The sequence below is a fragment of the Enterococcus sp. VV15 genome, from assembly GCF_005236045.1.
Classification (GTDB): domain Bacteria; phylum Bacillota; class Bacilli; order Lactobacillales; family Enterococcaceae; genus Enterococcus_B; species Enterococcus_B durans.
The window spans coordinates 1-26,819 of sequence record NZ_QPTY01000003.1 but is presented as its reverse complement, the minus strand read 5'-3'; the positions used below and the strand labels follow the sequence as shown (position 1 = coordinate 26,819).

Annotated in this window: 29 protein-coding genes, 1 rRNA gene and 1 other RNA gene; 8 read left to right on the top strand and 23 right to left on the bottom strand. The window is 36.6% G+C overall.

Annotation, left to right across the window (positions count from 1 at the left end; translation table 11 throughout):
- Window positions 1-130 precede the first annotated feature (130 nt).
- The 5 genes from DVW83_RS01980 to DVW83_RS01960 all read right to left on the bottom strand — a co-directional run bounded on the left by DVW83_RS01980 (window position 131) and on the right by DVW83_RS01960 (window position 3,660).
- Window positions 131-883 carry a 16S rRNA (uracil(1498)-N(3))-methyltransferase gene (locus tag DVW83_RS01980; RefSeq protein WP_104662003.1) on the bottom strand — a complete coding sequence of 251 codons (753 nt, stop codon included), beginning with the start codon at window positions 881-883 and terminating at the stop codon, window positions 131-133.
- Window positions 884-1,831 carry a 50S ribosomal protein L11 methyltransferase gene (gene prmA / locus DVW83_RS01975; protein WP_104662004.1) on the bottom strand — a complete coding sequence of 316 codons (948 nt, stop codon included), beginning with the start codon at window positions 1,829-1,831 and terminating at the stop codon, window positions 884-886.
- Window positions 1,832-1,843: 12 nt separating this feature from the next.
- Window positions 1,844-2,332, bottom strand: a complete 489-nt coding sequence (locus tag DVW83_RS01970; RefSeq protein ID WP_104662005.1) for a DUF3013 family protein — start codon at window positions 2,330-2,332, stop codon at window positions 1,844-1,846.
- Window positions 2,310-2,969: a DNA-3-methyladenine glycosylase gene (locus DVW83_RS01965; RefSeq protein ID WP_104662006.1), complete on the bottom strand. Its 660-nt coding sequence runs from the start codon at window positions 2,967-2,969 to the stop codon at window positions 2,310-2,312. The genes DVW83_RS01970 and DVW83_RS01965 overlap by 23 nt, the downstream gene beginning before the upstream one ends.
- 181 nt (window positions 2,970-3,150) lie before the next feature.
- Entirely contained in the window at window positions 3,151-3,660 is a 510-nt protein-coding gene (locus DVW83_RS01960) for a DinB family protein (protein ID WP_104662007.1), read from the bottom strand.
- A gap of 325 nt (window positions 3,661-3,985) precedes the next feature.
- On the opposite strand from DVW83_RS01960, the gene DVW83_RS01955 reads away from it, so the two are divergent.
- From DVW83_RS01955 to DVW83_RS01940, 4 genes are all read left to right on the top strand, one after another.
- Entirely contained in the window at window positions 3,986-5,275 is a 1,290-nt protein-coding gene (locus DVW83_RS01955) for a replication-associated recombination protein A (protein WP_104662008.1), read from the top strand.
- Window positions 5,276-5,341: 66 nt separating this feature from the next.
- Window positions 5,342-5,536: non-coding RNA, 6S RNA (gene ssrS, locus DVW83_RS01950), on the top strand.
- Between the two features lie 108 nt (window positions 5,537-5,644).
- Window positions 5,645-5,932, top strand: a complete 288-nt coding sequence (locus tag DVW83_RS01945; RefSeq protein WP_104662009.1) for a hypothetical protein — start codon at window positions 5,645-5,647, stop codon at window positions 5,930-5,932.
- Between the two features lie 68 nt (window positions 5,933-6,000).
- Entirely contained in the window at window positions 6,001-6,474 is a 474-nt protein-coding gene (locus DVW83_RS01940; RefSeq protein WP_104662010.1) for a universal stress protein, read from the top strand.
- Window positions 6,475-6,825: 351 nt separating this feature from the next.
- Here DVW83_RS01940 and DVW83_RS01935 read toward each other — a convergent pair whose 3' ends face one another.
- The 9 genes from DVW83_RS01935 to comGA form a co-directional block, all read right to left on the bottom strand.
- On the bottom strand, window positions 6,826-8,010 hold the full coding sequence (locus DVW83_RS01935; RefSeq protein WP_104662011.1) for an acetate/propionate family kinase: 1,185 nt from the start codon (window positions 8,008-8,010) through the stop codon (window positions 6,826-6,828).
- Between the two features lie 24 nt (window positions 8,011-8,034).
- A complete protein-coding gene (locus DVW83_RS01930; RefSeq protein WP_137238938.1) occupies window positions 8,035-9,042 on the bottom strand; it encodes a class I SAM-dependent methyltransferase in 1,008 nt (335 codons plus the stop codon).
- Between the two features lie 165 nt (window positions 9,043-9,207).
- Window positions 9,208-9,570, bottom strand: a complete 363-nt coding sequence (gene comGG, locus DVW83_RS01925; protein WP_104662013.1) for a competence type IV pilus minor pilin ComGG — start codon at window positions 9,568-9,570, stop codon at window positions 9,208-9,210.
- Window positions 9,530-9,967: a competence type IV pilus minor pilin ComGF gene (comGF, locus tag DVW83_RS01920; protein WP_104662014.1), complete on the bottom strand. Its 438-nt coding sequence runs from the start codon at window positions 9,965-9,967 to the stop codon at window positions 9,530-9,532. The genes comGG and comGF overlap by 41 nt, the downstream gene beginning before the upstream one ends.
- Window positions 9,948-10,214, bottom strand: coding sequence for a hypothetical protein (locus DVW83_RS01915; RefSeq protein ID WP_205820629.1), 267 nt, complete (start codon window positions 10,212-10,214; stop codon window positions 9,948-9,950). Before DVW83_RS01915 ends, comGF begins: the two co-directional genes overlap by 20 nt.
- Before the next feature lie 28 nt (window positions 10,215-10,242).
- Window positions 10,243-10,698 (bottom strand): competence type IV pilus minor pilin ComGD, encoded by a 456-nt coding sequence (gene comGD / locus DVW83_RS01910; RefSeq protein WP_258079043.1) that lies wholly within the window; start codon window positions 10,696-10,698, stop codon window positions 10,243-10,245.
- A complete protein-coding gene (comGC, locus tag DVW83_RS01905) occupies window positions 10,679-10,975 on the bottom strand; it encodes a competence type IV pilus major pilin ComGC (protein WP_104662017.1) in 297 nt (98 codons plus the stop codon). The genes comGD and comGC overlap by 20 nt, the downstream gene beginning before the upstream one ends.
- A complete protein-coding gene (comGB, locus tag DVW83_RS01900; RefSeq protein WP_123863043.1) occupies window positions 10,972-12,021 on the bottom strand; it encodes a competence type IV pilus assembly protein ComGB in 1,050 nt (349 codons plus the stop codon). The genes comGC and comGB overlap by 4 nt, the downstream gene beginning before the upstream one ends.
- A complete protein-coding gene (gene comGA / locus DVW83_RS01895; protein WP_104662019.1) occupies window positions 11,978-12,907 on the bottom strand; it encodes a competence type IV pilus ATPase ComGA in 930 nt (309 codons plus the stop codon). The genes comGB and comGA overlap by 44 nt, the downstream gene beginning before the upstream one ends.
- A 130-nt stretch (window positions 12,908-13,037) precedes the next feature.
- Between comGA and ade the strand changes: the two genes are divergently transcribed.
- A complete protein-coding gene (ade, locus tag DVW83_RS01890; RefSeq protein ID WP_224784437.1) occupies window positions 13,038-14,777 on the top strand; it encodes an adenine deaminase in 1,740 nt (579 codons plus the stop codon).
- A gap of 356 nt (window positions 14,778-15,133) precedes the next feature.
- On the opposite strand, the gene trmB is transcribed toward ade, so the two are convergent.
- From trmB to DVW83_RS01870, 4 genes are all read right to left on the bottom strand, one after another.
- Window positions 15,134-15,784, bottom strand: coding sequence for a tRNA (guanosine(46)-N7)-methyltransferase TrmB (trmB, locus tag DVW83_RS01885; protein ID WP_137238934.1), 651 nt, complete (start codon window positions 15,782-15,784; stop codon window positions 15,134-15,136).
- 137 nt (window positions 15,785-15,921) lie between these two features.
- Window positions 15,922-16,704 carry a phosphotransferase family protein gene (locus DVW83_RS01880; protein ID WP_016176902.1) on the bottom strand — a complete coding sequence of 261 codons (783 nt, stop codon included), beginning with the start codon at window positions 16,702-16,704 and terminating at the stop codon, window positions 15,922-15,924.
- A 341-nt stretch (window positions 16,705-17,045) separates the two neighbouring features.
- On the bottom strand, window positions 17,046-18,254 hold the full coding sequence (locus DVW83_RS01875) for an ABC transporter permease (protein WP_104661679.1): 1,209 nt from the start codon (window positions 18,252-18,254) through the stop codon (window positions 17,046-17,048).
- A complete protein-coding gene (locus tag DVW83_RS01870; RefSeq protein ID WP_104661678.1) occupies window positions 18,247-18,984 on the bottom strand; it encodes an ABC transporter ATP-binding protein in 738 nt (245 codons plus the stop codon). The genes DVW83_RS01875 and DVW83_RS01870 overlap by 8 nt, the downstream gene beginning before the upstream one ends.
- A gap of 136 nt (window positions 18,985-19,120) precedes the next feature.
- On the opposite strand from DVW83_RS01870, the gene DVW83_RS01865 reads away from it, so the two are divergent.
- The 3 genes from DVW83_RS01865 (at window position 19,121) to DVW83_RS01855 (ending at window position 21,078) form a co-directional block, all read left to right on the top strand.
- A complete protein-coding gene (locus DVW83_RS01865) occupies window positions 19,121-19,555 on the top strand; it encodes an HIT family protein (protein ID WP_104661677.1) in 435 nt (144 codons plus the stop codon).
- Window positions 19,548-19,886, top strand: a complete 339-nt coding sequence (locus tag DVW83_RS01860; protein WP_104661676.1) for a YtxH domain-containing protein — start codon at window positions 19,548-19,550, stop codon at window positions 19,884-19,886. Before DVW83_RS01865 ends, DVW83_RS01860 begins: the two co-directional genes overlap by 8 nt.
- Before the next feature lie 175 nt (window positions 19,887-20,061).
- A complete protein-coding gene (locus tag DVW83_RS01855; RefSeq protein ID WP_104661675.1) occupies window positions 20,062-21,078 on the top strand; it encodes a peptidylprolyl isomerase in 1,017 nt (338 codons plus the stop codon).
- A gap of 179 nt (window positions 21,079-21,257) precedes the next feature.
- On the opposite strand, the gene DVW83_RS01850 is transcribed toward DVW83_RS01855, so the two are convergent.
- The 5 genes from DVW83_RS01850 to rrf all read right to left on the bottom strand — a co-directional run.
- A complete protein-coding gene (locus tag DVW83_RS01850) occupies window positions 21,258-21,482 on the bottom strand; it encodes a hypothetical protein (RefSeq protein ID WP_224784436.1) in 225 nt (74 codons plus the stop codon).
- A 179-nt stretch (window positions 21,483-21,661) separates the two neighbouring features.
- Entirely contained in the window at window positions 21,662-22,606 is a 945-nt protein-coding gene (locus DVW83_RS01845) for a 3'-5' exoribonuclease YhaM family protein (protein ID WP_104662031.1), read from the bottom strand.
- Entirely contained in the window at window positions 22,590-25,304 is a 2,715-nt protein-coding gene (locus DVW83_RS01840) for an ATP-binding protein (RefSeq protein ID WP_104662030.1), read from the bottom strand. Before DVW83_RS01840 ends, DVW83_RS01845 begins: the two co-directional genes overlap by 17 nt.
- Window positions 25,301-26,521 (bottom strand): DNA repair exonuclease, encoded by a 1,221-nt coding sequence (locus DVW83_RS01835; protein ID WP_104662029.1) that lies wholly within the window; start codon window positions 26,519-26,521, stop codon window positions 25,301-25,303. Before DVW83_RS01835 ends, DVW83_RS01840 begins: the two co-directional genes overlap by 4 nt.
- Window positions 26,522-26,742: 221 nt before the next feature.
- Window positions 26,743-26,819 (bottom strand): 5S ribosomal RNA (rrf, locus tag DVW83_RS16055); the annotation flags it as partial.

Genomic DNA, 26,819 nt, shown 5'->3' with positions numbered 1-26,819 from the left:
TATGGACTGTTTCTTTCATTCTCAAACAAAAATAGTGCCTGTTTACAATAAATAATTGCTTTTATTATACAGATTGTTGGGGTTGTTTTCAATTTTTCCTGATCTTATCATACATTTTTTCATGTTTTTTTCACTTGTTTAATTCCCAATGATAACTTGCTGCACTTAATAAATAAAGTGGTGCTGTTTCTGTACGCAAAATCCGTGGTCCTAAACCACAAATAATAGCACCTGCATCAACAAATTGGTTGATTTCTTCTGCCATCAATCCGCCCTCTGGACCAAAAATCGCCAAAATTCGACTGCCAGCGGCCACAGAGTTGAGTACTTTCGCCAGATTCGCCAGTTCGCCCTGTTTTGCAGATTCTTCATATGCGACCAAAATCACATCATAATCAGAAAGCTGCGTGAACAATTCTTTCTCTGTATCTAGTAACTCTACTTGTGGTGCAATTTGGCGGTGTGATTGTTCTGCCGCCTCTTGAGCTATCTTGATTAAACGTTCTTGCCGCTTTTTTCTTTTTTTCGCATCCCATTTCACCACCGAGGTCTTTGCTGGAAAACCAATAAATGCATGCGCCCCTAACTCTGTACCTTTTTGAACGATCCACTCTAATTTGTCACCTTTAGGATAGCCACTAGCAATCGTGATCATACTTGGCAATTCTTTTTCCATTTCTTCTTTTTCGATTTCAGTCAAGTAAACTTTTTCCTCAGTGATTTCTATGATTTCCGCAATGATCACTTGTTGGTCGCTGAAAGCCAAGTAGACTCGGTCTTTCGGTTTCATACGCATCACATGTACGATATGGTGAAAAGCTTCTGCCGAAAGTTCAAATTTTTCAGATGGTTGATAGGCTTCTTCTAAAAAATATCGTTGCATTTATTCCACCTCAGGCTTTTTTAAAATAATGGCATACCAATCTTTTTGCTGGAAGATCTGTTCGACAACAAATCCTTGTGTTTCCATTGCATCAATCACCATTTGCTTTTTATCTTCAATAATACCTGAAACGATAAGTGAGCCTGTTTGTTTCAACAAACGCCAAGCATCAGGGATCATCAGCAAAATAATATCTGCCAAGATATTAGCCACGATGACATCACTTTCGATCTCGATTCCTTTTAATAAATCATTCGCCGCTACGTGGACATCGTTTGCCACTTCATTCATATCCATATTTTCTTTTGCTGAGCGTACAGCTACTTCATCTAAATCATAAGCATAGACATCTTTTGCACCTAAATATTTTGAAGCAATACTTAACACCCCAGAACCTGTTCCCACATCCAAGACAGTTTCCCCACCTCGCAATACAGTCTCTAACGCTTGCAAAGTTAAAGAAGTGGTCGGATGTGTACCTGTACCAAATGCCATACCTGGATCTAGTGTGATGATTTTTTCTAATGAATCATTTGTTTGATAATTTTCCCAACTAGGAACAATTGTCAACATTCTGGTAATGCGTACGGGATGGTAATATTTTTTCCAAGCAGTCGCCCAATTACTTTCTTCCACCTCGCTAGCTGTCACGCTATTTTTACCTATCGCTAACCCATATTCTGGTAATTTTGTTACACGTTCCTTAATAAAGGGCACAATTTCTGGTAAAAAAATCGTCTCAGGAAAATAAGCCATCACAATGGCTCCTTCCTTTAAATAAGTAAAATCTTCTTTATTTAAGATTTCTCCATATTGATCTGACTGAAAATTTTCAATGTCCAGTGTATCCTCAATTGCTACACCGCTAGCTCCTGCTTCCATTAATATGTTCGCAACTGCTTCTACAGCTTCACTCGCTGTTTCTACTTTTACTTCATTCCATTTCATGAAATTCACTCCTTAGTAACTTGGATACGGTAAATATGCATCTGACTGATTTTGTTGTTTTTCTTCGACTAGTTCAGCTAATTTTTGGTTATCGAATGTCAATTCAAAAACAGTAGTTTCATCATCTGTATCTAGAAAATCCAATAAATCGCTTTGTCCTTCAGCTAATACTTCATTTAAGTACTCGATCAAGGCATCAACTACAGATTTTTTCAAGCCTTTTTTCCCTTCATAAGGAATGACTGCCAAATAGTCTGCTTCATCAAAATTAGATTTTTGTGGATTGAATAATAAGATACCATCTTCAAATTCAATGACATCTTCTTCTGATACGACACCTTCTGCATCATCAATCTCAAAGTGTGCTTTATTCTCAGCAAATAGACGTACAATAATCTCAATCGTATGATTTTTCGTATCCCAATCGAGTGATACATCATAATCAGTAATCGTTTTTTCAATCGCCTGATCTAAATAATCAAGTAAGTTTTCTTTTTTCATTTTGCTTCCTCCAGCCCCAGTCTTCATCGATCTGGCTCTTTTTTTGTAACGAAACGTACGGATTACCGGAAACAACAAATCGTAATGGCATTGCTGTCCATTCTCCCTTGTTAGGTATTCCAATCCTAGGCAACGCACTAATTTTTTTCGGTTCTCTTTTTTTCTCATAAACCAAATGTAATGGACTATCTATAATCGATTTTCCATAAAGTTCTTGCGGTATTCCTAATGCGGCAACTAATTTTCCCGGTCCGTTACTGATGTCCGGACCTATTTTTCCACCTCTATTGGCACTCATCTGTTCGATACCTGTCACAGGCTCGATTGCTCGGATCATGACCCCTTGAGGAATTCCTTCAGGTTGCGTAATAATATTTAAAATGCGGTGCGTATGCATAGTGTAAAGATAAATCGTTCCTGGCTTTTCATACATTGCCGCTACTCGTGGTGTCCTTCGCATACCAAAACTGTGTGCAGCCTCATCATCTGGTCCAAGATAAGCTTCCGTATCTACGATATATCCGCCAACAATTCCTTTAGGTGTAGAATATTCTAAATACATACCTAGTAAATCTCTTGCAACTTCAGGTGTTGACTTACTCCCTAAAAGTTCATCTAAATTCCGATTATCCATCATTCTATTCACCTCCCTTATCATACACAAATTTAATCGGATAAGCTATGAAAACAGAGGCGTAGAATAGTAAAATCAACTATCTTTCTTCTACTGATAATATCTGGGAAAACAAGATAAGGAGACGCATAAAAATATGCGCTCTCCTTATTCGTTGATCTACCTTTATTCAAAGAAACCTCTACTATTTGCCAATCACCAATCTTCTGGTATACACTGCTTGACCTGAATGCATCACTGCATCATCAATGATGGAAATGATTCGATCTCCTCTTGTTACTGGAGGTGTCCAATTCGTATCGATCACTTCGCTAAAGCTTGCTTCATCTACATTCTCTAGATAATCATTCGCCAAGTGGATACTGTCATTTAAGTAATCAATAAGCAATTGTTTTTCTTTTACGACCACTTTTTTAGCTTCTTCAGGAGTATGCTGCCAATCTTGCGTATCGTCAGGTAAATCCAATGAAAATTTTTTATTCCAACCAGCGCTTACCCATAGTGGTTCGCTTCCGTTCAGCTCTGAAATCTGATAATCGATTTCTCGAGCTGTATGCCAGATCAGCCATGTAACGGATTTGATCAATGGCTTAGGCATCGTATTTGCTTCGGTTAAATCCATTTGATCCAATGTTTCTTCAAAACGTTCACTCGCTCTTTCCAATAGTTTGATTTCAAATCGTGTATTCCCCATTGTTTCCCTCCTGATCCATTTTTTATTTGTTTATTCTATTTTACACCAAAGAAAATAAAAGAGAACGAATTCTGTTTTTCTATGTAATCACTCACACCTTCCAACAATTATGAGAGTGGGACAAAACTAAAAATCAGTTTTACCACAGACTTTAACTTCGAGTAAACGGCGGCCAAAAATCTTTTTTTTTTTTTGGAAATTTCGAAAACCTAAACGACTTTTGTCTCGACCTCATCCTCTCTTTAGTATCTAAACTTACCTAGTTCACAGTATCTTTTCTACTATGCTATAATTAACGTACGAAAATCAAAAGGAGGAGTTTTTTATGCAACAACCCTTAGCTTATCGCATGCGTCCTCGAACGATTGACGAAGTTGTTGGGCAAATGCATTTAGTCGGTGAAGGCAAAATCATTCGCCGAATGGTTGATGCAAAAATGTTGTCTTCCATGATTTTATATGGCCCGCCTGGAACCGGAAAAACTAGTATTGCTAGTGCGATTGCTGGCTCAACGAAATTTGCTTTTCGAATGCTGAATGCGGCCACAGATTCAAAAAAAGATTTGCAGATCGTGGCTGAGGAAGCAAAAATGAGCGGTACAGTCATCCTTTTACTTGATGAAGTCCACCGTCTAGATAAAACAAAACAAGATTTTTTACTTCCTCATTTAGAAAATGGGCGGATCATAATGATCGGTGCCACAACCGAAAACCCATATATCACTATCAATCCTGCTATCCGTAGTCGAACCCAGATTTTTGAAGTCAAACCTCTAGATGAACAAGATATTGAAAAAGCGATCCATACAGCTTTACATGATAAAGATCGTGGTCTTGGTCAGCTTAGCATAGAGTTGGACGATCAAGCATTGCTTCATTTATCACGCGCCACGAATGGAGATCTTCGAAGTGCGTTGAACGGATTAGAGCTTGCCGCACGTTCAACTAAACCGAATCAATCAGGGATGATCCATCTAACTCTTCCTGTCATTGAAGAATGTGTGCAGAAAAAAGCATTGACCCATGACAAGAACGGTGATGCCCATTATGATGTGATTTCTGCATTCCAAAAATCTATACGCGGAAGTGATGTAGATGCCGCCCTCCACTATCTTGCCCGCTTAGTCGAAGCAGGAGATCTAGCAAGTATTTGTCGGCGTCTGATGGTCATTGGTTATGAAGATATCGGTTTGGGGAATCCTGCAGCAGCTGCTCGAACGGTCAATGCTGTTTTAGCTGCGGAACGTCTGGGACTTCCGGAAGCACGCATTCCACTAGCAGATGTTGTTGTCGATCTATGTTTGTCACCTAAATCCAATTCTGCTTATACTGCGTTGGATGAAGCAATCTCTGATATCCGCGCCGGAAATGCTGGCGAAGTCCCTGATCATTTACGTGATAGTCATTATCAAGGCGCTAAAGCATTGAATCGAGGAGTGGGCTATCAATATCCTCATAACTTTGAAAATGCCTGGGCGAATCAACAATATCTACCTGATAAACTGAAGCATGCGCAATATTATCATCCAAAAGATACTGGAAAGTATGAACAGGCACTAGGACAACAATATTATCGTATCAAAGACTGGAAAAAAGAACTTCCTAAACATGACTAAGTGTGTATTCTATTTTCCTGAGCGCTCTCATTGCTCTTTTTATTTTCCTGTGCTACTATAGAAGTGGGAAATCTGTGATGTTCGAATTGTCCTCTTTGTGTGTTGACCGAACATTTTTATTGATATCTTGGGACCTGTCTTGTGTCACAGCTGGTAACACGCCTTGTCATTTGGTAGTTCGATGCTACGACCATGGGACCCACCTGCTTGAATTCGCGGGATCAATACTACAGGACGAACACCGGCATTAACGGAGATTACCATTTTTTTAAGATTTAGGGGGCTATGCCATTTTTGGTACAGCTCCCTTTTTCATCTTTGAAAACTATCTAACCTATGATCGATAGTTAGAATTTTGGAGGAATTCATATGATCCAACTGTTAATGGGCATTGCCGCACTACTATTATTATTTGTCAGCTATTATTTATTAAAAAAACAGTCTATCTTTTTTGTATTAATCGAAAAAACAGAAAAAAATCAAGGTTTCTTGCAATTTTTTGGCGCCATCTATGCCTTTTTAGGAATCTTAGGTATAGTCGTAGCTTTTTTCAATCAACGGTTTATTGCTCTATCCTATTTGATCCTCGTCATTCTCGTAGCTTCCGTGTTCAGTATCAATTTTGCGAAAAAAATGGCTAAACCAAACAGTAAATAATTCTCTTTTTTTCAGAATTGTTTTACAATAGGTGCATAAAGATGTTTTATCTGAAGGAGTGAACGCATATGTTACAACAATACAAAAAAATCATGGTCGCCGTAGATGGCTCTGAGGAAGCAGAATTAGCTTTTCAAAAGGCTGTTAACGTCGCTATAAGAAACAACGGGGAGCTATTATTAGCACACGTCATCGATACTCGTTCTTTCCAAACAGTCTCTTCATTTGATGGGATGTTGGCTGAGCAAGCAACTGAAATGGCTAAACAAACTCTTGCTGATTATGAAACCAATGCTAAAAAAGCTGGGTTGAGTAAGGTGACTACAGTCATCGAGTACGGGTCTCCTAAACAAATTATTGCAAAAGAAATTCCTGAGGATAACCAAGTAGACCTTATTATGTTAGGTGCGACAGGATTAAACGCTGTTGAACGACTATTTATAGGTTCTGTTTCAGAATATGTTATTCGTAATGCTTCTTGCGATGTCCTTGTTGTACGTACTGATTTAGAGAACCAATTACCCAAAAAAAAGGATAAATAAGCATAAAACTGTTTGGTGAGAGAATTATTCTTCCATCAAACAGTTTTTTTTGTATTTTAAGTTCACTCATTGATGAGCATATCTGAACACAACCACTTACATAAAATCTCCTCCACTAAAATAGGATTTTAGCGAAATAAGCAAACAAACTGTGATACTGCGTTGTATTAGCGATGTTTTTATCTTTGCGCTTATATCTTTTTATAGAATAAATGAGCGTCAAAAGGGATATGGCAAGAGTTGTCATATCCCTTTTTAAATAATTAGCGTTCTAGAAGTAACTTCTATCACAATCTCTTTTTTCCCTTGAAGGGGAACTTGCTCCATGAGCATTCGCTTTTAAGATCAAGCTTATTTGCGCAAGCGTTCAACATCACGAGCAATCATTAGTTCTTCATCTGTTGGAATCACTAATACTTTTACTTTTGAATCTTTTGTTGAAATATCTAAATCTTCACCATGGAGTTTATTCAATTCAGGATCGATTTCACAGCCAAACCATGTCATTCCTTTAATGATTTCACTACGAACATGTCCATCATTTTCACCGATTCCGGCAGTGAAAATAATTGCATCTACACCATTCATGGTTGTAACATAACCACCAATGTATTTACGTATACGGTCGACAAAAATGTCATAGGCCAAGCGAATATGTTCTTTTTCATAATGTTTCTCAAGATCACGCATATCACTTGATAAACCTGTTAAACCTAAAAGACCTGATTTTTTATTCAAGATATCCATCACTCCATCGATATCGATCTCTAATTTCTCCATCAAATACGGTATGACAGCTGGATCAATATCTCCAGAACGTGTACCCATCGTTACTCCTGCGAGTGGTGTAAATCCCATAGAAGTATCTACTGATTTCCCACCATCAACGGCTGTGATCGATACACCATTTCCGAGGTGACAAGTAATCAACTTCAATTCTTCAATCGGTTTGTCGAGTAATTTAGCTGCTCGTTCAGAAACATATCGATGGCTCGTTCCATGGAAACCATATTTTCTAACTTTGTAATCTTCGTAATAAGAAATAGGTAAACTATATAAATAATTGTGCTTTGGCATTGTTGCATGAAATGATGTATCAAAAACAGCTACGCTAAGAATGTCTGGTAATATTTTTTTGAATGCTTTGATCCCCATTAGATTTGCTGGGTTATGCAAAGGTGCAAATTCTGCTAATACTTCGATTCGTTTCATGACATCTTCATCAACGATCACAGAATCTCCATAAGTTTCACCACCATGTACGACACGATGTCCTACACCAGTGATTTCATCATACGAGCTTAGAATATGCAGTTCAATCAAATGATCTAATAGCATTTTTACTGCTATTTCATGGTCTTCAATATCCATAATTTGTTCGAATTTTTGATCTTCGCCATACTTAATAGTAAAAATAGAATCTTGTAATCCAATTCTTTCCACAATTCCTTTAGCGACTACGGTCTCTTCTGGCATTTGATATAACTGCCATTTCAAACTTGAACTTCCAGCATTGATTGCAATTGTTTTAGACATATTACTCTCCTTCTAGTTGAATGATTACAGAGAAGACGATTTCCATGTTTCAAATTCTTTAAAAAATTCGGTCACCTTCTCTGGTTTCTTTAGTGAATCAAGTTTTACAAGCAACACTTCTTGTGCTTGTTTTGCATTTGGCCCTTTTCTTTGTAAAATCAAAATACTTTTTTGTGATTGCTTGTTGCGGAACAATTCGTCTGGTAATTGAATCATCCCCTGTAGATAACCTTCCTCTTTAAACCATTTCTTCACATTTTCACTTTGTTCTGTTTCTAAAAAGTTACTTGGCATCAAAAATAGACCAAATCCATCTGGTTTGACATATTTCATCGCTTGTTCTAATAACAGATGATGTGCATAGCTGTGGCCTACCTTGGCGCTTGTTAAAAATTCTTTTGCTTTTTGATCATTCGGATAATAACCGATCGGTAAATCACTGATTGCAACGTCAACTGGATCAACCAGTAAATCTTGTAATCCATCTTGGTGGAAATATTGTACATTTGCTTGGGTCAAATCGCTCGTTGAAGCAGCAACTGCTAGCAATGTATCATCAATCTCTACACCAAACCCTTCCGTTTGATATCCTGCGTTCGTTAGATTTAAAAGAACTGTTAATAACAAGTTACCCATTCCTGCCGCAATGTCTAAAACTCTGACTGGCTCTGTCTTTTTTGTGAACAGTTGTTCAATTAAGAAGACGAATAAAAAACCAATACTATCTGGAGTCAACTGGTGGTTTGCTTGCAGATGTTCAGTCTGTCCCCCCTTTAGTAACAGTAGTTGAGACAGACGACGCCATTCTTCTGGCTCAAAAGATAATTGACTGAACTCTTCATAGATCGCTGAAATCTGTTTTGTGATCTCTTCAGTCGGCACCTCATCCACCACACGTACTTGATAGTTGTCGATTAAGTTCTCAGCATTTCCGACATAGGCTTCTAAAAAGGAAGTTCCCAATGCATTTTGTAAAAGCTGAATCGCTTTTAGGTTTTGTTCAAAACCCTGTTCCATTTTTTCTGGTAACATGGTGCACCTCATTTCTAGATATATTATAACAATTATTTTACCTGTTTAATTTTAACGAAGAATCGACAAAATTTCAATCGTTTTCACACTTTTTTATTTGTGAAATAATAAACAAATATATCAGAAAAACAGCGCTATAACAGAAAAGAGGGCGTTTTCATAAATTTAGTCACAAACTGTATCACAATCTGTACCATTATTTAACTTTTCCGTAAATTTGAAGGTATATGGTAGAACTTCAATGTGGAACTCTACTTCGTTATTTTGTTGAGTGTACAAAACGATACCAGTAGAATATTGATATTTTCCCTTTACTTTTTCATTGGTGATTCTTGATAATGCTAATTGTTTCATTATTTTGGCTATATAATATTTCTCAGTTCGCTGATTGATGTCGATAGTGAGCCGATAATTTTCTAAAATAACTAACATCAAGGAACTACACACTAAGAAAATCAAAAGTGTGGTTATTAAGATATTCGCTTGATTATGCCGTTCCATTTTTACTTTTTGTCCAAACTCCTTCATACTCCTCCCCATTTTCAAAAGATATTAAAAAAGTCACTGTTGTCTCATTTTCTTTTACGATCCATGTATTGACAGCTGTCAGCATGGGTTGATGGCCTCCATTTCGACCTCGTTTGCGTATCATATTTTTGTATTGCTCGATATAATAAGCTTTATCGGAGATTTCATAATAGACACGATTATCTTTGACTAGGATATTTTCACCATGTTTTATTTCTTCTTCAAACTGCACTAAAAAAATCAACCATTCTTTTTGGTCTTTTCTTTGTAAATACTTATTTACTTGATTTGCTTGATTGATCAACAAAATCATCGATAGGAAGATACTGCTTAAAACAACTAATGAAACCAGACATTCGATCAGTGTAAAGGTAGGTTTATTTTTGGAGGATCTCAATGGTATCCTCCTCCTGCGTGATTTTCACTTGTTGTATCTCATTTTGTTTTGACTCAATCACTGTTTTACTTTTCGGTTCAACGATTGTCCTACTAGGTAACTGTTGATGTTTCCGAAAAGTTTTGACATCTTCATATAATCTACGTACTAGCAAAACTCTTCGATTGTTCTGCTTGTCTAACTGTAATAAAAATCGATTGCTTGAACTTACCAAATAGATACAGGCAACTGTGACTGTTAACGCCATCAGCGTTTCTAATAATACAAAACCACTTTTATTCGACTTTTTTAAGATAATGACCACTTCCCATTTGGAATTGATAGCTGATCAACTGTTTTTCTTTCTTCCAGTAAAACTGATACACGTTTAAGGAACTTTCGTTTCCAGTTTTTGCAGCAAATATAATTGTTGAGGCCCTTCTCACTTCAATTTCTTTGGGTATCTTCAACATTGACCAACTGCTCATTTGCTGCGGAACTGTAAAAATAATCTGAGCTTGTTTGTTATCATAGGCGATCGTTGTGTTTTCCTGGTTAACAATTGCTGCTTTTTGTGTGGCATAAATTCTTCTTTCAAATTGATCAAAGAACTGATAGGCAGCTAATCGTGTTTGCCACGATGAAATAGAAACGAATGGAAAGATAAACAGAGTTGATATAATGAATAGAACAAGTAGAGTTTCTAGTAATGTATGCCCAGGCGGGTCATTCTTACTTTTTATTATAAGCATCTGCATGTTCTTGTTTGATGTACCCTTCTTTCAATAACTCAGCTATCGTAGGAACCTTTCCGTTATTTTGTAACGAGTATAGCTCCTTTTGTGCATCGATCAATTGAAGCACAGCCGCCCTTCCTTCTTTATTTACATGATCCCGATACCTCGAAATATTAGGAATAAATAACAAAACTAAAGCACTGATCACCAGTAACACAATAAGCATTTCTATCAGTGTGAAACTGACAAGTTCCCGATTAAGAAAAAGTCTTTTTTTCTTGGTCACGCTCATAATAAAACCTCCTCGATGTTTCCATATACAGGCAGTAGAATTGCAGCATAAATCAGTAGGATCAAACCAGCGATCCCGAAAAAAAACAGTGGTTGTATCCAATGGAGTATTCGATTGATCTTTTGAAAAAAATGCCGTCTGGTCAATGAGCTATAAAATAATAACTCCTTTCCAAGTTGTCCCTTTGCTTCACCTTGTAAAATAATTTGACTAAAATCTTCGGTAAAGAATGTATAACTTTGAAATTGTTCAGCCAAAGGAATCCCTGATTCAAGTCCTTTAGTTAGTCGAAAAGCCAGTAATTGGATCAAACTTCCTTGTCTTGTTTCCTTCAAACAATAAATGATTTGACGTAATTCTAATCCTTCATAGAATAATTTTCCTAATTCAAGAGCAATATAAGAAGATTGATAGAGTGAGAACATTCGCCCGAAAAATACTAGTTGACTAAACCAAGTATATTTTTGTATAACATCCATTTTAGTCAATCGAACCTGAATAAAAATCAGTAGAAGTCCCCCGACCAAAAATGCTCCAAGCAAATACCAATGGAAAGTTTTTAGAAATACTATCCCCCAATGAGAAGCTGCGACCATATCCGTAGCAAGGAGTTGTGGCAAAACCATTTGCCGTAAAGCAGCAAGTATTCCCAGTAAAAAAAACAATAATAGACAGGGATAACTGATCATTTTTTTCAATTCTTTACGAAATTCTTCAACCAATCGAAATTGTTCAGCTATTCCTTTCAATGTTTCAATTAAATTCCCATGCATCTCTGCTAACTCGACTTGCACTAATTTTTCAGAGCTGAATCCCATTTGTTGCAATACATCATAAAATGGATGTCCTTCCTGTAGCAACCGCTGTGCATTTTGTAAATGGATCTTGGTTATTGCTTGGATTTTTAAGAGGATCGTTATTGCCTCTTGGATACTGAATCCATTCAAGAGTAATTCTCCCATCAATTGAATATATTTTGCTTGTTCTTTGATAGGCATTTTTTTAAAACGTTGTGGTCTGCCAACACGCTTTTTTTGCCTCTTCACGACTTTCTTCCCACCTCTTCTTTACAAATCCACTATATGAGAAATCATAGGCCCACAAAACTGCTGCCGATTGAAATTGATCCAACAAAATTTCTTGATAGATCACTCCTGCTAAACATTCAAATAAATCTTGGTTCTTTCCCATCAATTCAGTCATCCTGGCTTCTACTCCCTCTAGACAACGGGCGTGTACAGTAGCATAGACACGATGTCCAGTCAATGCTGCTCTCACCGCAGTATCCGCTGTTTGTTTATCCCTTATCTCCCCTATGATCAATAAGTCCGGACGGTGCCGCAATGAAAGTTTCAGGAGTTGTTCATACGTTTGGTCGATTTTATTGTTAACTTGTAATTGCAGAAATAATGGTTCTTCGATTTCTACTGGGTCCTCAATTGTAATGACTTGGAGGGTCGTTTCACGTGCTAAATAATACATCAAGGATGTTTTTCCTGAACCAACAGGACCACTGAATAAATAGAGACCTCTTTCTTTCGTATAAGTATCGATCATTTTGAAATCACTTGGGCAAAAACAACGAAAATGCTTTGCTGACAAATCGTACAATAAACGAATAACTAAGCTTTCTCTTTGTAAATAATCACCCACCGAAGACAAACGTAATCTAATTTGTCTTTCTTCCAACGGATAAGTCAACGAACCTAGTTGTGATTTTCGCTTTTCACCAATATCCATTTCTCCTAAATACTTAAATCGAGAAATCAATTGTTGTCCTAACTCAAAAGATACTTCTTGTTGAAATGTTCGCTTTTTACTATATCGATAATAAATAGTAAACCCTGATCCACTTGGTAAAATATAGATATCTTGTACATTCTTTTCAAAACTCTCTTTGATTAGTTCATTCGAAAAAACTTTTATGTCCATTCGCTTCCCTCCATAAAAAACATACGTCTTTTTCCAAATTTTATTTGTATTCTGAATTATTCTTTTAAAAATCATTGGCAAAATCCGAATTTATGTTATACTAGTAAAAATTTATTTTGGAGGGTCTAAAGTGGATTCATTACTCGAAAAACATATTTTAATTGCTGGAAAAAAACAACTCGCAGATCTAGTCATCAAAAACGCAAAAATTATCAATGTTTTTACAAAAGAAGTCATGGAGGCTGATGTTGCTATCTGTGATGGGGTGATTGTTGGAGTAGGAGACTACGAGGGAAAACAAATTTATGATGCGAAAAATAAATATCTGGTACCAGGTCTAATCGACGGCCATGTACACATTGAAAGTTCCTTATTGTCACCAAAAGAATTCGCGAAAGTTTCACTGATCCACGGGGTTACTTCCGTGATTACTGATCCTCATGAAATTGGAAATGTTGCTGGAAGTACAGGCCTTGATTTTATGATTGATGATGCTAGAAGTGTTCCGATGAATATATTTGTCATGTTGCCTTCTTGCGTCCCAGTCACACCATTTGAAACAAATGGAGCGACTCTCGATGCTGCTTCATTTATCCCATTTCTGGAACGGCCGGAAGTCCTCGGACTTGCAGAAGTCATGAATTATCAAGCAGTCGCAACGAACGAGGCAACAATTATCGATAAATTACGATTAATGAAGAATAAAAATAAAAAAATCGATGGTCATGCTGCTGGTATAAACAGAGACGATCTAAACGTTTACTTGGCAGCTGGAATCCGTACAGACCATGAGGCAACAACTGCTGAAGAAGCAAGAGAACGTCTAGCATTAGGCATGTATTTGATGATTCGTGAAGGAACCGTTGCAAAAGATCTTCACGCATTATATCCAGCAATCACTCCCGAAAATTCACGTCGCTGCTTATTTGTCACTGACGATAAATTGATTGACGATCTCGTTTCTGAAGGATCAATCGATCATATTATTCGGCAGGCGGTCCAATTGGGAATGGACCCACTACAAGCTATCCAGATGGCTACTTTAAATGCAGCAGAATGCTTTGGACTTGACCATTTAGGGGCGATTGCTCCTGGATATCAAGCTGATTTCTTCTTAACCGATGATTTAACTACTTTACCGATCGTTGATGTCTTCATCCAAGGAAATTTAGTAGTGAAACAAGGCGAGATAATCCAAGATAGATTTCCCACACAACCAAATCCATTTACAGATAACTTACCAGCAATGAATGTCAAACCCTTATCTAACACCTCTATTGCTCTACCGATACACTCAGAGCAAGCACATGTGATTGAAATCATTCCCAACAGCTTATTGACGAATGATTTGATAGAAAAGGTTTCTGTAAAAGACGGATTCTTTGAACCTTCGATCGAAAATGATTGGTTAAAGATCGCAGTTATTGAACGCCACCATCAAACAGGAAATATCGGTGTCGGTATCGTCAAAGGATTCCAATTGAAAGACGGTGCGCTTGCAACGACAGTCGCTCATGACTCCCACAATATCGTTGTTGTAGGAACGAACGATGAGGATATGCTCTATGCGGCAAACCAGTTGATCAAAAAAGGGGGAGGAATGATTGCTGTCAAAGCTGAAAAAGAATTAGCTTTCCTCCCATTACCAATTGGCGGCCTAATGTCCCAAGCTCCTTTTTTAGAGGTGAACACGCAGTTGGTTTCTCTAACCAAAGAAGCCTATAAACTAGGAGCAAGTCAAGCCTTCGATCCCTTTTTGACTCTTTCTTTTTTAACTTTGTCTGTCATTCCTGAGTTAAAAATCACTGATAAAGGGTTGTTCTCCTTTTCTAAATTCAATTTGATCGAACCTTCGATCGAAAAAGGATAATCTACTTTTCTAGGTACTTAATAAATAAAAATTGAAAATACAAAGAATGTAGGACAAATCTAAAAATCAGGTTTGCTACAGACTCTCGAATAAACGACGTCCAAAAATCAGTTTTTTCGGAAATTTCAAAAAAAAAAAAACGTGGGACAAAAGTAAGAAACACTTTTGTCCCATTCTTTAAAAACGAATAAACGGTGGGAACAGAAGCAACTTTTTCGGAAATAAGCCGAAATTCTCAGAGTTAAACACTTCTGCCCCAGCCTCTTTTCTCTCCAATTTCTCAAACCTAAACGACTTTTGTCTCGACCTCTTTATATTTTTCAGTAACGCTAAATCATGATAAACGATACTTCAACTTATTTTGTTTTATCTATAAATTGTGCTTCAACTCGATAAATCCTTTGTCCTCTTGAAGAAAATTTTTCTTCATATTCAGTCATGATATTTCCTTCAAAATCACTTTGGTGCAGATCAAGCCATACTTGCTTGATGACCATTCCATATTGAGAAAAACTTGCTAGTGAATATTCAAATAACCCTTGATTGTCTGTTTTAAAGTGGATCTCCCCTTCAGGACGTAAAATCTGTTCATCCACAGCTAAAAAAGTTTTGTAGGTCAAGCGACGCTTTTCATGTCTTTTTTTAGGCCATGGATCAGAGAAATTCAAGTAGATTTGGTCTACTTCACTATCTGCAAAATACTCTGTCAGTGCTGAGCCATCGACATGCAATAGTTTCAAATTAGGTAATGGTTCTTCAAGAAGCTTGTCTAAAGCGATCGACACAACGCTCACTTGCATCTCCACCCCGATATAATTGATTTCTGGATGTGCTTTTGCCATTCCTGTGATGAATTGTCCTTTTCCCATACCAATCTCGATATGGATTGGTTGATCATTTTCAAATAGTTCGTGCCATTTACCTTTCCATTTGGTAGGCTCACTGATGACAAGATCTGGGTGTGCTGCTAACATTTCTGCAGCTCCTGGGCGATTTCGTACGCGCATGAAACTTTCCATTCCTTTCTTAGTTAAAAAAATAAAGATCAGATAAAGTGAAGTTAAACTCTTCTGATCTCAAATTAAAAATACACATGTTTTATTTTTGTTTTTTTCTGGTGATGCATCGGTATTTACGACTTTTATCAACCGCTGAATACCCGCTTCAGCTGTAGAATTTCTTCGTTCATTCTCCGGTGATCATCCCGTTTACAATATCTAGTGATCTCTTGAAGCAGATTCATTGCAGCATACCAATGCAATTTCTCAAGTATTTCATCTGTCGGTCTGATGCCATAACTGATAAGCCACTGATTCCAATTAGACAACGGTACATAATTCCCTAAAATCGTGGCGAGATCGACCGCAGGATCCGCAAACATGATTGAATCCCAGTCAACTAGATATAAATAATTTTTACATACTAACCAGTTACGATGATTCACATCTCCATGTACCACTGCAAAATCTTCTTTATCCGTATGTGGAAGCTGTTGACGTAAAAACTGATGAACAATTTGTAAGAATTGATTGTTTTTAAGCATCTCAGGTAAATCTAATTCATAGTGCTTCAACATTTTTTCTGGAGTCATTACTTTACCGCCAATACGTGTCAGCATTGTCTTCAATGATGTTGAGTGATGCAAATGATACAATACATCAATGACGTCATTTCTTTGCCCGATTTCATTGGGTGTCAATAAACGTCCTTCTAACCATTCTTGTGCTGTTAAAGTATCCCCATTCCCAGTACGTTTTGTCCATACTAGCTTTGGCGTGATTCCTTCTCGGGATAGTGCAGCAAGCATTGGAGTCGTGTTTCGTTTAATAAAGACCTTGTCTTCATCACGCATGCCTATGTATGTTTTTCCCGTATCACCTTTGATGGGGCGTAAACGCCATTCTTGGTCTAACTGAAACTCCATCATGCATTCTCCCGTCCTCTTAACTCTATGTTTTGCAGTACTTATTATTCTAGTCGCCTAAGCCGCGAACGTCAAGCACATATACGTTCTTTTTCCATCATTCAGCTTCAAAAAACCATCTTTTATCAAAAAAAGAGAACGAAAAGAGGTTGGGACAGAAGTGTTTAACTCTGAGAAATAAGCCGAAATTCACGAAAATTGCTTTTCAAATTTTTGTGAATTTCGGCTTATTTAAGAATGAGTTGCTTCTGCTCCCACCGTTTATTCTTTTTTAAAGAATGAGACAAAAGTATTTCTTACTTTTGTCCACGCTCTTTTTTTCCGTTTTTTATTCTTGTATCTCTTCAGTCATCCATTTTTTTGAGTCTAGCGGGAGCATACAGCCCAACAAACAGTCCCGCAGCCACTAGATAAATGATCAGAGGGATCACCTTTTCTACTCCGCTTAGGACGATGGCAGCCAACAACCCAAAAAGAATTGCTACTGCAAGAAGTACACCTAATAATAATTTTTGAATCGCTCGTTTCTTCTGCTCTTCTTGGACTGGGTATAGTTTAACGAGTGTCATATAGCGAAATTGATTGTATAAAGGAAGAAGCTGAAATCCAATCAGGTAAATGAATAATGCTCCGATACCACTGATAAAATAAATGTCAGACATACTGGCTATCAGAATACCACCGATCAATGTCAATCGAAAAACAAGCCCACTAAAATCAGTTCCTCTAACAAATCTTCTCATATAAAGGTAATAATATGTGTTCGCTGGTGTTTTACTGATTCTTTCTAACAAAGAATCGAAGTACTTTCTTCTTTTAACTTTGGAAGTGATTTCTGGAACATCCGTAAAAAGATTGATGAATTGATAAATTTGATGTAAACGATGTTCTTCGATCTGCACCATTTTTTCCCAATCCAAACGGCGATCCATTTTTTTCCATAAGAACCAGCCATAGATAACAGCTTGAGCGATTGCACCTACAAATCCTATCCAAATCCAGTACAAAGAGAAAAAGAGCATGAGTAAGCTAGACACAGCCCATGCACCTTTCCACACAAGTAACTGGCGGTTGTCGATCCGAAACACTTCTGCTCTTTTAATTTGTAACTGACTACTTTTCATACACCAGAGCATAATCAAATAAAAAAAGAAGACTGTAAAAGGTCGCCCCGTAGAAACAACGAGTAAAGGCATAGAAAAACCACAGATCAAGCCTAAAAAGATGAACGGAAAAATACATGAATAGCGAAAGGCTTGCTGTAAATAGCCGCGCATTTCTTCTTCTTTAGGTAATAGAAAAACAATATCAGCCGCACGAGTAAAAGAAGCAAACTTTCCAAAATATAGGCAAAGAAGCCAAAATACAGAAAGGATCACTCCGCCTAATTGAAAAGGAGCATTTAGCGTTTTTAACCAATTAGAATAATAGAAACCTACCCCACCGATTAGAAATAAACAGATCAGTACAAAGTGATCATTTAGGACATACCGCATATATTTCATCATTTTCTTCTGATGCTTCGCTAATCGTAATTGAAAAAAATTATTCATCTTGCTGCTCCTTTGTTAAAGAAAGATAGATTTCATCTAACGAAGAACCAGGTAGTTTAAATTCCTCTTGCAGATCGTTCAACGTTCCATCCGCACGTATCTCTCCATTATGCAAGACTACAAAGCGATCACAATATTTTTCTGCTGTTGCTAAAATGTGTGTGGACATCAAGATGCCCGATCCTTCATTTTTCATTTCCACCATCAATTCCAGTAACGCATTGATTGCCAAAGGGTCTAACCCTAAAAAAGGTTCATCAATGATATATAAGGAAGGCTCAATTAAAAAAGCACATAAAATCATTACCTTTTGCTTCATTCCTTTTGAAAAGTTAGCTGGAAACCATTCTAAGCGATTCTCTAAGCGGAAGGTATGCAATAATTTTTTCGCTCTTCTCATCGCAGTTTCAAGTGGAATATCATATGCCATCGCAGTAATTTCAATATGCTCTCTTAAAGTGAGTTCTTCATAGAGAGAAGGGGTTTCGGGAATATAACCGATTTGCTTTCGATAAGCTTCCGTATTTTTCTTCAAAGTAAGATCGTTGATTGAGATCGTTCCCTTTTTTTGTTCCAAAAGCCCGATAATGTGTTTGATCGTTGTACTTTTCCCAGAACCATTCAACCCGATCATTCCCACCATCTCACCTGGATTCACCCTGAAACTGATATCTTTTAAAACGGCTAGATGACCGTAGCCCCCCGTGACATTTTCTAATATTAAACTCATAAATTTTCCTCCGTAAGTATACTGCTTTTATTATACCACGAAGAAAATCGAGTCAATTTATTTTTTTTCATACATTCCTTTGAACTTATGGTAAAGTTAAACTAAAGAATTATTTCTAATGGAAAGGATGTTTCAAATGGAAAACTGTATCTTTTGCAAAATTATCAATCAAGAAATTCCTAGCTATAAAGTCTATGAAGATGAAAAAGTATATGCCTTTTTAGACATTTCTCAAACAACAAAAGGTCATACTCTTATTGTTCCCAAGAAACATGTTTCAGATATTTTTGACTATGATGAAGAATTAGCAGCAAATGTTTTTTCACGAATCCCTAAAATTGCTCGCGCAATCGAAAAAGCTTTCCCAGAAATGGAAGGTCTAAATATCTTAAACAATAATCGAGAACTTGCTTATCAGTCTGTCTTTCATTCACATATCCACTTGGTACCTAGATATAGTAAAAAAGATGACTTCTCTATTCATTTTCGCAATCATCAAGAAGATTATACAGATGAGACCTTGGCTAGTATCCAAAATGCCATCCAAAAGCAGGTGAATACCCATGATTAAAAATTTTCTCAAAGGTCTTGTCTTTGGCGTAGCGGTTGGTGCAACATCGGGTCTACTATTCGCACCGAGAAGTGGAAATGAGACCAAAAAAAAACTAATCACTGAAGTCGACGAAGCAACTGCTTTGACGAACGAATTAAATAACAGTCTTAATCATTTTAGGCATGCCTTAGTAGAAACAAAAGAAACCGCAAATTCTGTTATTCCTGCTTTCCAAAATGCTATGAAAAAGGATATTGAAAATTTTAAATTCCAAGCAGAACCAAGGATTGCTCAAATCCAAGAACAAGTAGAAAAATTGTCTCAAGAACTTCCGAACTACTTACAATAATACGTTTTTTTAATAATCAAGGGACATATTTTATCATTTTTTAAAATTTAAATGGTGAATGTGATGAAAATTTGAATTTTATTTGAAACTATCGTAAGAACGGTTTTATTGAGAATTTTATGTGGTATAGTTATATATGTAAAAATAATAATAAATTACAGGAGAGCAGAATTGAATGAAAAAAAATAAAATAATTTTAGCAGCAACTAGTGCGTTGGCTGTGTTGGCACTAGCAGCTTGTTCAGGTAGTACAGATAAAGATATTGCAACAATGAAAGGTGGAACCATCACTGTTTCAGATTTTTATGATGAGGCAAAAACTTCTTCTGCCAATCAACAGTTAGTTCAAAACATGATCATTTATAAGGTTTTCAATAACAAATATGAAGATAAAGTATCTGACAAAAAAGTCAATGCCGAGTATGACAAACAAGCAAAAAGCTACGGAGATACATTCGAATCTCAATTGGAAGCAGCTGGCTATACAAAAGACAGCTACAAACAAACAATCAAAAATAATCTAGTCTTACAAGCTGGAATCAAGGATCATATCAAGCTGACTGACGAAGATTTGAAAACTGCATGGAAATCTTTCCATCCTGAAGTAGAAGCTCAAATCATTAAATTAGGTAGTGAAGATGATGCGAAAGATGTAAAAAAAGCAGCTGACAATGGTGATGATTTTACAAAATTAGCAAAAGAAAAATCAACTGACACAACAACAAAAGAAGACGGTGGAAAAGTCAAGTTTGATTCTCAAAGCAAGACTGTTCCTACAGAAGTACAAGAAGCTGCATTTAAACTGAAAGATGGCGAAGTATCTGATGTCATCACTGCTACAAATGCAAGTACCTACTCAACTGATTACTATGTAGTAAAAATGGTGAAAAACCAAAATAAAGGCAATGATATGGACAAGTACAAAGATGAAGTAAAACAAATCGCTACTGATACAAAACTGAATGACCAAGATTTCCAAACAAAAGTCATTTCAGAAGAATTAAAAGCAGCGAATGTTAAAGTGAAAGATGATTCCTTCAAAAATGTCCTAAGTGCATTTACTACAGAGTCAAGTAGCAAGAGCACTTCCGATTCAGAAAAAGAATCAACTAAATCTTCTGAAACAAAAGAAACTGAATCAACAAAAGCTTCGGATACTGAAGAAAGCACTACAGAATCATCAAGCAAATAAACAAAGGGCATGTGGGACAAATCTAAACATCAGGTTTGCTACAAACTCTCAAGTAAACAGCGTTCAAAAGTCAATCTTTTTGGAAATTTCAAAAAAAAGAAACGAACAATACAAAAAACGTATTGTTCGTTTTTTTCTCCAATTTTTCAAACCTAAACGATTTTTGTCTCGACCTCTTTTTACCAATTGATTCCTAACATTACAGTAACGATGAGTGAAAAAGTCATTACGATTCCTAGAAATATCCCTATCGTTGTCAATGCAATCAGTCCGATTTTTGAATGATTTCTGATTTTATACGCCGTGTATAGCAAACAAAGGGCAAACAATAATCCTAGTAACAAAATCAATAATAGCTTTTTCCGATCATCAAAACTTTGAGTAACTTGTTCCAATCGTCCCACGCCCCAACTGAATGATTCTCTAAATAAGTATAATCATACACATACTTGTTTTACAATAAAAAAATGTTTAAGACGAAATAAAAGTACCTATCATGCTAAAAGGACCACCAAGAGTTAAATCAAAAATCTAACTCTTGGTGGTCCTTTTATTCCCGCAAAGTTGACTACGAACTTTCTATTTATATATCTTTAGGTACATAAAAACTACGATTGTCCATCCCAAAAATACGATCTGTGTATTTACCTGGCTCTGTTTGTCGTATAGAAGTCAGCATCATTTGCATTGAAGCATCGATGTTATCAATTTGATGTAGAACTTCTGCCTCCATTATCCGAGGTCTTACTGGCGATCCATATTCTAGTAACCCATGATGAGCCAACACCATATGTCGCAAAACTAAAACATCTTCATCGGCCTCATTGATTTTCAATGCCACACAAGCCTTTGTAATTTCCTCGTCCACTAATACCAAATGGCCTACAAGGTTACCAGCCAACGTATATTCTGTACTCATTGGCCCTGATAGTTCAATAACCTTTCCAAGATCATGCAAAATGATTCCTGCATATAATAGTGCTCGATTCAATTCCGGATACTCATCTGCAATGGATTTGCCTAAGTGAAGCATGGTCAGTGTATGATAAGCTAGCCCACTAGCGAATGCATGGTGGTTTCGTTTAGCTGCCGGAAACTCAAAAAATTGTTTTTGGTACTTGTTGAGTAAATGACGAACAATTCGATTCCAGTGCGCATTTGTGATTTCAAACAATAATTGATTGATTTCTTCTTCCATTGCTTCTTTTTTCATTGGTGCTCGTTCCATATAAAGACTTGGCTCGCTTGGTTCATCGATTTTCGTTAAACGCATGCGTAAAATTTTCACCTGAGGGTTTCCTTGATAAACTTCTCTTTTGCCATTAAGGAACACCACTGTCCCAGCAGTAAATTTCTTTATTTCATCTTCGGAGGCATCCCAATATTTTCCGTCAATTGTTCCCGATGTATCTTGAAAAGTAAATGCGATAAATTTTTTCCCGTTTTTTGCGATTCTAACATCAGCATTTTTTATTAGAACAAACAGTTCAAACTGTTCATCAATAACTAATTCACGAATTTTTTTCATTATTTGCTCCTTCTAGTATATTTACAGCTTGTTTTAGCTCTTGATAATAGCTTACCATTTCTTTGTCAGAAGAAAAACAAATTACCTGATACTTTTTCCCAAATTCGGCTAAAAGTTTTGCCAATTGGTACTTCCGCTGATGATCGTAATGCAACCAACCATCATCTATAATGATCGGACAAATGGAACGCTTAGCTTCTAATGATAGATAAGCAAATCGCATAGCCATGATCAGCTGATCTTTCGTGCCCGTTGATAGCTCATAAATTGGATACTCCGTACTACCATCTGTTAATGTCAATGTGTCATTTTGTAATAAAATTTCGTGATAATGTTCTTTAGTCAATATCCCTAAATAATCACCTGCAATTTTTAATAGCTGAGGAAGTTGCCGTTCACTCATTTCGGTTGAAAGATCACCTAAAAATGTCGCTGCAATCGCTAAGCCGCCCCACTCTTCGAATAACTGTTCCAATTGTGATTTTACTAAACTAGCTTCTTGGTATAACTCGTCTAGCGTCCCATCTCTTTGAAGTTCCTCTACTTGTATTTTCAAGCGTTGGCGTTTTTCGATGATTTCTTTTTCCTCTAATTGATAGCGGTACTGTTCTTGCTGATACGTATGCAATTCTTGGCTCAATTGTTCTCTTGTCTTGCTCTTTGGGAAAAGCGACGTTAGCATTTCCGTTAATTCAGTCAATCGCTTAAGATGAGTTTTTGTTTGTTTTGCCTTTTGCAGATACACAGGTACTTCTGATGGATACATAAGTCCAGCTTTTTGTAATTGTCCGTTATACTCAGCCAACAATGTTTTCTGTTTCTTTTTTAGCTGATTGATTTCTTGCTTCAATAATGTATTTTGCTGATAACTTCTCGCAAATTTCAACTGTTCCATCGCTTCGACAAACTGAGCAAGTAATCCCATTTTTTCAGTCAACTGCCGATCATGTATTGGTAGCCATTCCTTCACGATCTCCAATTTGCTTTCGACTAGCAATAGCTTTTGTTTGATTTCCTTTACACGTACCTGTTTTTGTTCAAATAGCTCCAGTAACCTTTGGTAATCGGATACTTCCTGCCCATAAGTTCTCATCGCTTCAAATGTATTCATCTGTGCCAAGTGATTCCTAGAAGAAAACTCTCCTATTTTTTTTTCGAATACTTGCTGTTCAGTGAAGCATTTTTTATTCTTCTGGTTAAGTTCTTCTATTTGAGCAAGTACACTGTCTAATTGCCCCAGTTTTTCTTGCCACATTCCTTTAACTTCAGCTAGATTGCTCTTTTGTTCTGTTTCTCTTTGCTTGTACAAATAATAAGCCACGTTCCCTACTACAAATAAGAACGGCACGAGCTTCCAAGGCATGGGAATAAAAAACGCAATCACTATAATTATCGCTGAAATGACAATTAACTTTAGGTTCATCTTCGGCTGACTACTTACCGGTTGGCTATTTATCAATTCTGGATGCTCTTCTTCTATTTTATTTATTTCCGTTTCAAGTGCTAGTTGCTGTTCTTCTACGATCTCAGAGCGGATAGACAATTGATTCATTTTTTCACTTAATGATCGGTGCTCCGTTAACAGTTGCTGCCATTCTTCAGTATAAAAGAATTCTTTTGGTGCTTGCTGCCTCAACCAGTGCCAACGTTGCTCTAAAATTTTCAGTTCAGATTCTGTCTCTCTTTCTTCTATTTGAAGTCTTTCCCACTCTTTGAGAGATTGTTCCACTTGATTTTGTTGCTTTAGTATTTCTTTTAATGTTTCTTCATTTTCTAAATAAAAATAATAGCGAGCAGATTGTTGATCCATGCCACTATGTTTTTCGAGAGTCGTTTCTAATTCATCTAGGCGCTCCGTCATCTGTTGATACCGTTTAGAAAAATCCTCGAGGTCTATTAATAATTTTTCTTCTGGAACTTCTGATAATGACTTGCTTTTTAAAGTTTGCCATTCTTCATATAAAGGATAATTAAGTTCTTGCTGTTTGATCTGACTGATTTTTTCATTTATTTTTTGAAGTTTTTCTTGTAATACTGTTTGTTCTTGACTATAACTTTGTTCTTGTTGCACTAACTGACTGAAATAAGCTTCTTGATTTTGTTTTTGTTGAACTTTTTCTTGCAACAACTTCCATTCATTCAATTTCTGGTTAATGAGCAATTTTTGCCCCTTTTTTTTAAATAGCTGCTGGGCTTCTTGAAAATAATCCTGTCTTTTTTGGAAAACTTGTGAGCTACCAGTAATACCTAAAGAAATCAAAGCATCATGTAATTCCTTTTCTCTCAAGTATTCCAGCTCGGTCAGCTGTTCTTGTTGGAAAGTAAAAACCTGTTGAAAGAGTTCCTTTGTTAAAGGCGTGATCAATTTTTCTAATAATTCATCACTGCCTACCTGCTCATTAAAACGTACCTTAGCTTTGCCTCGATTTTGTTGCTTGTAGCGTTCAACCATGATCTCTCCATAAACAGGATGTTCAAGCCAAAGCTTTCCTCCATAAGCGGATCCATCTTTAGGTGTGTAATCCTTTTTCTTCTTTCCCTTTGAAGGAAAGCCAAATAAGATGGCTTGAATAAATTGGTAGATTGTTGATTTACCAGCCTCATTCTCCCCATAAATCAACTGATTACCAGAAGTAAAGTCAAAGCTTTTTTGTCGCCACTTGCCAAAAGCAGCAATTTCTATTCTTAAGATTCTCATTCTTTATCCTCCTCGAACACAAAATCTCGAACGAGTAATTCTTTTGCTCTATTTAATGTTTGCTCCTGATAGTTTGGTATATCATGGATTAATCGAAGAGCTTCTGAATGACTGTACATTTCATTTAAGATTTGTTGAAAAATCTCAGGTGAATGATATGTCTCAAATAGTTGTTCCAATAAATCTTCTGACACCGATAAAGAAACTCGATTCGGCGATTCTTCATTCACAATAGTAATACGCCATACATAGATATTTATCAGATTAGCAGACAATTTATCTGTTAAGTAGTCCAATAGTTCTCCTGATTGGATTCTTTCGATGACTTCATGGCTCAAATGAGTGTAATCAACCACTTTGATATCTAGCAAAGACAGTTTTGTGGAAGTTGTTTCAAGTTGCGTTTTGAAGATACTCAAAATGTCTTGGGTAGTTTTCGCCAATTTCAAAGAGATCGTTTTCTCTTCCCAATAAACTTCTGCCACTTCGAGCGTTTCGATTTGACTTCTCCCTTGGTCTAATCCCACAAGTAAAATTGAGCGCGCACTCGTTTCTTTTTGTGTATGTCCTTGAGGTGCTCCAGGATAATTGATCGTTCCATGCTCATTTAAGTCCATAGGCACATGGATATGTCCCAATGCCCAATAGTCATAGCCTTTATCCTGCATTTGTGAAACATGAAAAGGAGCATAATTTCCTTTTTCATTTGCTCCTATTTCCCCATGATACATCCCTATATGATAGTCTACTGAATCCCTCAATGGAAAATCCACTACTTTATTCTGATGGATCCACTGATGAAGATAGCTGAATCCGCTGATTGCTATTTCTTCTTTTGATTTACTGATCAACTTTTTAGTTTCAACACTCTCTGAAGTAAAGAGATGCACGTTGTCAGGGAATTTAAACCAATACCTTTCCTGTTGGTAATAATCGTGATTCCCAAATATCATATATACATCAATATTACTTTGGTTCAAGCGTTCCATTTGGTCAACGAAATGTTTTTGGATTTTCAATGAAGGACGAGGTTGATGAAAGCTATCTCCAGCCAATAAAACAAAATCAACCGCATGTTTTATTGCTTCATCCACAATGTTTGATAAAACATTTAAATTAGCTATTAATAACCTTTCCTGTACTCGCTTATCCAAATTTACTAATCCCTCAAATGAACGGTCCATATGTAAATCAGCTGCGTGAATGAATTGAATCATCGAAAATCCTCCTTTTTGATCAAAGTAAGCTCCTCTAGAGCATTTTTCATTTTTTCTATTTAATAAAACTAGTGATATTTCGAGCTATATATCCTATTTATCATACCATTTTCCTTTATTTTTTTCATCTAAAACCGAAAATTTGTTCCCATCGTTTTTTTCTCTAATCAAAAAAACGTACAAAAAAGCAGATGAACAAAGTTCATCTGCTTTTACCATTTGCGTGGCGACGTCCTACTCTCACAAGGGGCAACCCCTCACTACGATCGGCGCTAAGAAGCTTAACTTCTGTGTTCGG